9 protein-coding genes and 1 tRNA gene are annotated in these 7,808 nt (G+C 36.4%); 2 read left to right on the top strand and 8 right to left on the bottom strand.

Annotation, left to right across the window (positions count from 1 at the left end; genetic code table 11):
• Window positions 1–223 precede the first annotated feature (223 nt).
• The 6 genes from ACRDEC_RS04830 to idi form a co-directional block, all read right to left on the bottom strand.
• Window positions 224–297, bottom strand: a tRNA-Thr gene (locus ACRDEC_RS04830).
• Window positions 298–375: 78 nt separating this feature from the next.
• On the bottom strand, window positions 376–642 hold the full coding sequence (locus ACRDEC_RS04825) for a hypothetical protein (protein WP_431497194.1): 267 nt from the start codon (window positions 640–642) through the stop codon (window positions 376–378).
• Between the two features lie 70 nt (window positions 643–712).
• Window positions 713–1,678, bottom strand: a complete 966-nt coding sequence (locus tag ACRDEC_RS04820; protein ID WP_431497193.1) for a type I phosphomannose isomerase catalytic subunit — start codon at window positions 1,676–1,678, stop codon at window positions 713–715.
• Window positions 1,679–2,137, bottom strand: coding sequence for a peroxiredoxin (locus ACRDEC_RS04815; RefSeq protein WP_431497192.1), 459 nt, complete (start codon window positions 2,135–2,137; stop codon window positions 1,679–1,681). It abuts the gene before it with no gap.
• Entirely contained in the window at window positions 2,137–2,547 is a 411-nt protein-coding gene (locus tag ACRDEC_RS04810; protein ID WP_431497191.1) for a 6-pyruvoyl trahydropterin synthase family protein, read from the bottom strand. The genes ACRDEC_RS04815 and ACRDEC_RS04810 overlap by 1 nt, the downstream gene beginning before the upstream one ends.
• A gap of 23 nt (window positions 2,548–2,570) precedes the next feature.
• Entirely contained in the window at window positions 2,571–3,098 is a 528-nt protein-coding gene (gene idi / locus ACRDEC_RS04805) for an isopentenyl-diphosphate Delta-isomerase (protein ID WP_431497190.1), read from the bottom strand.
• Window positions 3,099–3,396: 298 nt separating this feature from the next.
• Here idi and ACRDEC_RS04800 point away from each other — a divergent pair, with 298 nt between their 5' ends.
• Entirely contained in the window at window positions 3,397–3,669 is a 273-nt protein-coding gene (locus ACRDEC_RS04800) for a DUF4242 domain-containing protein (protein WP_431497189.1), read from the top strand.
• 16 nt (window positions 3,670–3,685) lie between these two features.
• Here ACRDEC_RS04800 and ACRDEC_RS04795 read toward each other — a convergent pair whose 3' ends face one another.
• On the bottom strand, window positions 3,686–5,248 hold the full coding sequence (locus tag ACRDEC_RS04795; protein ID WP_431497188.1) for an NAD(P)/FAD-dependent oxidoreductase: 1,563 nt from the start codon (window positions 5,246–5,248) through the stop codon (window positions 3,686–3,688).
• 109 nt (window positions 5,249–5,357) lie between these two features.
• On the opposite strand from ACRDEC_RS04795, the gene ACRDEC_RS04790 reads away from it, so the two are divergent.
• A complete protein-coding gene (locus tag ACRDEC_RS04790; RefSeq protein ID WP_431497187.1) occupies window positions 5,358–5,594 on the top strand; it encodes a hypothetical protein in 237 nt (78 codons plus the stop codon).
• Here the strand turns inward: ACRDEC_RS04790 and recQ are convergent, their stop codons facing one another.
• The gene (gene recQ / locus ACRDEC_RS04785; RefSeq protein WP_431497186.1) at window positions 5,595–7,790 is read right to left on the bottom strand and encodes a DNA helicase RecQ; all 2,196 of its coding nucleotides are present in this window, start codon (window positions 7,788–7,790) and stop codon (window positions 5,595–5,597) included.
• Window positions 7,791–7,808 lie beyond the last annotated feature (18 nt).

Below are 7,808 nucleotides of genomic sequence, written 5' to 3'. Positions count from 1 at the left end.
CTACTTGCGAAATAACAGCTAATTTAAAGCCCAAATTATAATCGCGTTGACTACGCTTTTCTGCGCTGTTTTCTGATCTATTCATAATAAGTCAATTTTATGTCAACTTATTTCAGGACGGGACAAAGTAATAAAAAAAGCCATTCGAAACAGAATGGCTTTTTTTTTGCACGTAAAGTTTCACAATAAAAAAAACCATCACATTTGTGATGGTTTTCAATTGAGCCGATAGAGGGACTCGAACCCACGACCTGCTGATTACAAATCAGCTGCTCTAGCCAGCTGAGCTACACCGGCGTCTCAATTCGAGTGCAAATATAATTTTGAATTTCTAATTTCCAAAATAAATTTGCACTTTTTTGCAATTATTTTTTGTTATAATGCGTTTATTTTTTCAACCAATTGATTAGCAGCTGCTTCCAATTCCGCATTAATTTGCTTGAAATGTGCTTTTTTGTTTTCAACATTTTTAGCATTAACTTTTACAATTAAAGCATCAAAAGTAGCGATCGCTTCATCGATTAAATTGTTAGTAGCTTCAGTAGGTTTTCCAGTAGTAGTCATTTCGTACAAATAAACTGCTTCAATGATGTCACCTAATACGTAGTTGATGTCTTTTTTTAAATTCTTAACGTTTGCCATTTTTCTTCTTTTAAAATGAATCTTTTGTAATTCGGGGCAAAAATACAAATAATCTTTGTAAATAAGCTACTTAAAGATAAATTTCAAGCAGCGATGCTTTCCCTTTCAATTCAAATTCGCTGATAATTGCAGGAATTAAAACTGTTTTTCCTTTTTTAAATAACAACTTCAAATCATTATAAATCAATTCAAATTCACCATCTGTACACATTAAAACCGTAAATGATTCTTTCTCTTTTTTAAACTGGATATTTCCGTCAAGCGGAATGAAATTTGTAGTAAAATAAGAGCATTCTACAGCAGGATTGCTCTTATTCTGTATTTTTTTATATTTCTTCTGAGCTTCAACAGTATTGTAATTTATAGCATCAAGAGCCAAATCAATGTGCAATTCACGTGAATTCCCATAAACGTCCACCCTATCCCAATCGTAAACACGATAGGTAATATCTGAAGTCTGCTGAATCTCGGCTATAACCACTCCGCCGCCAATAGCATGAATCGTCCCTGTTTCCAGCAGAAACATATCGCCTTGTTCGACCTGGATTTCTTTTAGAATTTCAGTTAATGTATTATTTTCTAAATGGCTCAAATATTCATCAGGAGATGATTTTTCCTTAAATCCTACAATAATCCTGGCATTTTCATCGGCTTGAACAACATACCACATTTCAGTTTTACCAAAGGAATTATGACGTTTTTTCGCCAATTCGTCGTTAGGGTGTACCTGAATAGACAAATCTTCTTTAGCATCTAAAAACTTAAACAACAATGGAAATACAGTTCCAAACAGGCGTTGCACTTTAGTTCCTAAAATTTCCTCTGGATACTTTGAGATCAATTCATTAATTGAATAACCCGCATAGATTCCATTAGCAACAACGCTCACATCTCCGCTAACGGTAGATATTTCCCAGCTTTCTCCAGCAGTTTGCGTTGGAATTTCTTTATTTAAAAGTGATTGGAGTTTTATTCCTCCCCAAATCCGGTCTTTCAGTATTGGTTCAAAAACCAAAGGATATAATTCCATCTTCATCTACATCATTCTTTTTACTGCTTCAAGCACTTTAGAAAAGTGATCTTCAGCTCTCATACTATTGAAAACAAGTTGCACAATTCCGTTTTTATCGACCACATAAGTAACTCTTCCCGGCCATAACCCTAATAGATTATTAGGCACTCCAAAAAGTTTTCTCAGGCTTTTATCCTGATCGGAAAGAAGCGTGAAAGGCAATTTATATTCTGTTTCAAATTTTTTATGCGATTTTACGCTATCACTGCTTATTCCGATAACTTCTGCTCCTAATGCAACAAATTCCTCAAACTGGTCACGAAAAAAACAAGCCTGACTTGTGCAGCCTGGCGTATCATCTTTTGGATAAAAATAAATAATCAGAATCTTTTTTTGCAGAACAGAAGCAATATAAAAATCGTTTCCATTTTGATCTTTTGCACCAAACAAGGGCAATTTATCTCCAACTTTAATTTCACCCATTACTCGCCTTTATAAGTTACAAAATTTCGTGGAGTTTCGTATAATGTAACTTCCAAATCATTTTCGGAAGCTATTCTTTTCCTGATTTTATTCCAAATAACCACCACTATATTTTCCGCGGTTGGATTTAGGTTCTCAAATTCAGGAACATCGAGGTTTAAGTTTTTATGGTCAAATTTAGATTCTACTTCTTCAAGGATAATAGTTGCTAAATCTTTAATATCGATAACATAACCCGTTTCCAAACTGATACTTCCCGTTACACTTACAATCAATTCGTAATTATGCCCATGAAAATTAGGATTATTGCATTTGCCAAAAACCGCATCGTTTTGTTCCATAGACCAATCTTTACGATACAATCGATGGGCAGCATTAAAATGGGCTTTTCTGGAAACAGTTACTCTCATAATTGGAATTTTAATTTGGAATTTTACAGTTTATGATCTTCGAGGTAATGATAAAATTCATCGAAAATAATCTTAAACCACACAGTATAAACGTCAGGATTTTGCTCCATATCCACCTTTACGGCATCAATAGACATCCATTTCCAGCTTTCCACCTCATCTTCATTGATTTTTGGTTTTTCGTCATAATAACCGATCATTACGTGATCTAGTTCATGTTCGGTCAAACCATTATCAAAAGGGGCTTTATAAATAAATGAAAAAAGTTCTTTCAACTGAGTTGTAAAACCCATTTCTTCAAATAATCTTCTGGTACCAGCCTGAATATTAGTTTCTCCTTCACGCTGATGACTGCAACAGGTGTTTGTCCATAACAATGGAGAATGGTATTTATGATGAGCTCTCTGCTGGAGCATAATTTCGTTCTTGCTGTTCAAAACAAAAACCGAAAAAGCACGATGCAACAATGCTTTTTCATGCGCTTCCAGCTTTGGCATTAAACCTATTTGCTCGTCATTCTGGTTAACTAAAATTACTTTTTCTTCCGTCATACTATTAAATTCCTTGGTAAAAATACAAAAAAGAAATGGTTTCAGTAAGGACAGGGATTTAATAAATCAAAATCTTAGCATTAACCAAACACTGCTATCTAGACAAAGTAGTTTTGAAAAATTTAAAAATTAATTTATTGATTTACAGTATTTTAAACTATTATATATTTAGGATTTAATCCGAAAAAGAACTAATTTAGCGTGTTATTTTTTTACCAAAAGTGAATCCGAAAAACACTTTAAAAAATGGGGCAAAACCGAAAAGCCATAGAAGTAGGAAAAATTAATCTTTTAAATTATGCCTAAGTATGTTATTGAAAGAGAGATTCCCGATGCCGGCAAACTGACTGCCGAGCAATTAAAAAACATCTCACAGACTTCCTGTGGAGTTTTGAGCAAAATGGGGCCACAAATTCAGTGGCTGCAAAGTTATGTGACAGGGGACAAAGTGTATTGTGTGTATATAGCGCCAAATGAAGAAATGGTTCGGGAACACGCAAAACAAGGCGGATTTCCAGCCAATTCTGTAAATCAGGTATTTTCAATTATCGACCCAACAACTGCCGAATAAAACAACTTTAACCTACTTATGCTAATAATGATTCTACACATTTAATCGCGCATTTCTCTCCATCAATTGCAGCCGAGATGATTCCGCCTGCAAAACCGGCACCTTCTCCACAAGGATACAACCCTTTTATTTGCAAATGTTCTAATGTTTCACCGTCTCTTGGAATTCGGACTGGTGAAGACGTTCTGCTTTCGGGAGCATGCAAAATTGCTTCATTAGTATAATATCCTTTCATTGATTTACCGAATTGCACAAATCCTTCGCGCATAATTTGCGTCAAAAATCCTGGAAAAACTTGACCTAATTCCACCGAGGTTGTTCCCGGAACATAAGAAGTTTTCGGGATGGAAGATGATACTTTATTTTGAGTAAAATCGACCAGACGCTGCGCAGGTACTTTTTGAGTTTGCCCGGCAAGTTGCCATGCTTTTTGCTCGATAGCCTTCTGAAATTCCATTCCGGCAAGAGCACCGAATTTAGCAAATGGCTTAAAATCTTCCAGTTTTAATTCGACAACAATACCCGAATTAGCCGTAATCTGATCTCGTTTAGAAGGAGACCAACCATTTGTAACTACTTCTCCAGGACTAGTTGCACAAGGCGCAATCACACCGCCCGGACACATACAAAATGAATACATTCCGCGTCCATTCACCTGTTTTACAATAGAATAAGGTGCAGGCGGCAAAAATTCACCACGAAAATCACAGGAGTATTGAATACTGTCGATTAAACTTTGAGGATGTTCAGCTCGAACACCCAATGCAAAAGGCTTGGCTTCAATAAGTATTTTTTTTCTGTCCAGTAATTCAAAAATATCACGAGCAGAATGTCCTGTTGCCAGAATAAGTTTTCTGGCTTGAATAACATCTCCATTCTGAATCACAACTCCTTGAATTTCATTGTTTTTCACAACAATATCGTTCACTCTGGTTTCAAATAAAACCTGTCCGCCATGCTCTATGATTTTGTCACGAATGTCCTGAATAATCTGTGGCAATTTATTCGTTCCAATATGCGGATGAGCATCAACCAAAATGTCAGGAGTTGCTCCAAAAGCTACCAGCAATTGCAAAATACGATCTACATCTCCACGTTTTTTGGAACGGGTATATAATTTCCCATCAGAATACGTCCCGGCTCCACCTTCTCCAAAACAATAATTCGAATCTTCGTTAACAATATGATCCACATTAATTGCTTTCAAATCACGACGGCGGCCCCGAACATTCTTCCCTCTTTCTACCACGATAGGTTTTATTCCTAACTCAATTAATTGCAAGGCAGCAAATAAGCCCGCAGGACCTGCTCCAACAACAATAACTTCAGGAGCATTAGAAACATTTTTATAATCAGGAAGCTGAAAAAGAGATTCCGAAAAATGATCGTCCTGAAAAAAGACCACTACTTTCAAGTTGATTTTAATTGCTTTCTGACGGGCATCAATAGAACGTTTCAGAATCGAAATATGCTGTATTTCATTTTCAGCAACTTTGATTTGTTTAGACATGTAATCTTTAAGCAAATTTTCATTTGCAGCAATTTCAGGCGTTACTTGTAGCAGAAGTTCTTTTGGCATTATAGATAATTTGTGAATGTATTATTTGGTTATTTGGCACCAAAACTATTGCAAAAATACTAATTTACCTTCGTAACTTTACTGCTTTGAACTTTAAGACCATTAAAAAATGCAACGCCAAATAAAACTGATATGGGATTTTCGAGGGCCATCAGCAGCAAAAACTGCCGAACATCACGAAATACACCTTAGAGAATATATTGAAACAGAAAAATTTCCGATAAATATTACCGGATATGAAGTACTCAATGACATGCACGCCATTGCCTATATGGTTATAACAGATGAAAATATGATTCAGGTAAGAGATGCCCTGAAACCGCATCGTGGCGAGGTTTTCGAGTAATTAGTTCGCCACTTCACTGATAAACTGAATACGCATCAACCTTAGCTCTTCAGTATCATAGTCTCCGTCAAATTCTTTAAGTGCGTCTTTGATATTATCAGATTCGGAATCCATGTAATAATCATGGATTTCGTCCTGTTGATCTTCATCCAGAATTTCATCAATCCAATATTTGATATTCAATTTGGTTCCCGAATACACGATTTGTTCCATTTCTTTCAGCAGCAAATCCATATCCAGTCCTTTGGATTTTGCGATATCATCGAGAGGCAATTTGCGGTCGACATTTTGAATTATATACAATTTTAAAGCCGAATTGGCTCCTGTAGATTTGACTACCAGATCATCAGGACGAATAATATCATTATCTTCTACATATCTGGCGATAAGTTCTACGAATTCCTTTCCGTATTTTTTGGCTTTACCTTCACCTACTCCATGCACATTACTCAATTCATCAAGCGAAATAGGATATTTCAATGCCATATCTTCCAATGATGGATCCTGAAAAACCACAAACGGCGGAACACCTAATTTCTTAGCCACTTTTTTACGCAAATCACGTAGCATAACCATCAAGGCTTCATCGGCTGTTCCAGTTGCTTTTGCTGCTGTTACAATCGCTTCGTCTTCCGTTTCATTGTATTCATGATCTTCGGACATCATAAAAGATTGAGGGTTTTTGATAAAATCAAGCCCTTTCTGAGTTACTTTAATAATCCCGTATGTTTCAATATCTTTTGATAAAAGCCCATCCACCAATGCCAATCGAATTACCGCCATCCAATAGCGTTCGTCATGGTCTTTTCCACAGCCAAAAAATTGTTGAGCGTCTGTTTTATGCGCTTTAATCATGGCGTTTATTTTCCCCATGAGGGTATAAACAATCTCTTTTGATTTGTAAATATATTTAGTGTCCCGTATGACCTGCAAAAGCTTAACCACTTGATCTTTAGCTTCAATTTGCGGTTTTGGATTACGGATATTATCATCCATATCTGCACCTTCTCCTGTTTCAGAGTCAAATTCCTCACCAAAATAATGCAACAGGAATTTTCTTCGCGACATTGATGTTTCGGCGTAAGCTACAACTTCCTGTAGCAGAGCAAAGCCAACTTCCTGTTCGGCGACAGGCTTCCCTGACATGAATTTTTCGAGTTTTTCAACATCTTTATAGGAGTAATAGGCTAAGCAATGCCCTTCTCCTCCATCACGTCCGGCACGTCCGGTTTCCTGATAGTAGCTTTCGAGTGATTTCGGAATATCATGATGAATTACAAAACGTACATCCGGCTTATCGATTCCCATTCCGAAAGCAATAGTAGCTACCACAACATCGACATCTTCCATTAAAAACATATCCTGATGCTTGGCGCGGGTCTTAGCATCTAAACCTGCGTGATAAGGCACTGCAGAAATTCCGTTTACCTGTAAAACCTCGGCAATAGCTTCAACTTTTTTACGGGAAAGACAATAAATAACCCCTGATTTCCCTTTATGCTGTTTGATAAAACGAATGATATCGCTTTCAACATTTTTAGTTTTTGTGCGTACTTCGTAAAATAAATTAGGTCGATTAAACGATGCTTTAAAAGTATTAGCATCAGACATATCGAGATTTTTCAGAATGTCTTCCTGTACCTTTGGTGTAGCTGTAGCAGTTAAACCAATAATAGGCACATCTCCTAATTGCTTAATAATATTCCTGAGATTTCTGTATTCCGGCCTGAAGTCGTGACCCCATTCGGAAATACAGTGCGCTTCATCAATAGCCACAAACGAAAGTTTTTCCTTTTGAAGAAAAGCCACATATTCGTCTTTGGTTAAAGATTCGGGAGCAACATATAACAACTTGGTTAAACCGGAAGAGATATCCTTTTTTACCTGAGCGATTTCTGTTTTTGTTAAAGAAGAATTCAGAACGTGTGCAATTCCGTGCTCTGAAGATAAGCTTCTAATAGCATCCACCTGATTTTTCATTAAAGCAATAAGCGGGGAAACAACAATTGCCGTTCCTTCCTGAATTAACGCAGGAAGCTGATAGCACAAAGATTTACCTCCACCCGTAGGCATTATAACAAAAGTATTATGCTGTGTGATAATACTTTTTACAACCTGCTCCTGTAAACCTTTGAATTGGTTAAAACCAAAATATTTTTTTAATTCCTTATGAATATCAATTTCGTGTGAATTCATTCTTTAGTAATGGTATTT

It is taken from the genome of Flavobacterium sp., from assembly GCF_050696275.1.
Lineage (GTDB): Bacteria > Bacteroidota > Bacteroidia > Flavobacteriales > Flavobacteriaceae > Flavobacterium.
This window is presented reverse-complemented; position numbering and strand designations above follow the sequence as displayed.

Coding starts and splice junctions, on each gene's coding strand:
- ACRDEC_RS04810 (WP_431497191.1), bottom strand. CDS start 2,547: ATGAGAGTAACTGTTTCCAGAAAAGCCCATTTTAATGCTGCCCATCGA.
- ACRDEC_RS04800 (WP_431497189.1), top strand. CDS start 3,397: ATGCCTAAGTATGTTATTGAAAGAGAGATTCCCGATGCCGGCAAACTG.
- ACRDEC_RS04815 (WP_431497192.1), bottom strand. CDS start 2,137: ATGGGTGAAATTAAAGTTGGAGATAAATTGCCCTTGTTTGGTGCAAAA.
- ACRDEC_RS04790 (WP_431497187.1), top strand. CDS start 5,358: ATGCAACGCCAAATAAAACTGATATGGGATTTTCGAGGGCCATCAGCA.
- recQ (WP_431497186.1), bottom strand. CDS start 7,790: ATGAATTCACACGAAATTGATATTCATAAGGAATTAAAAAAATATTTT.
- ACRDEC_RS04795 (WP_431497188.1), bottom strand. CDS start 5,248: ATGCCAAAAGAACTTCTGCTACAAGTAACGCCTGAAATTGCTGCAAAT.
- ACRDEC_RS04820 (WP_431497193.1), bottom strand. CDS start 1,678: ATGAAGATGGAATTATATCCTTTGGTTTTTGAACCAATACTGAAAGAC.
- ACRDEC_RS04825 (WP_431497194.1), bottom strand. CDS start 642: ATGGCAAACGTTAAGAATTTAAAAAAAGACATCAACTACGTATTAGGT.
- idi (WP_431497190.1), bottom strand. CDS start 3,098: ATGACGGAAGAAAAAGTAATTTTAGTTAACCAGAATGACGAGCAAATA.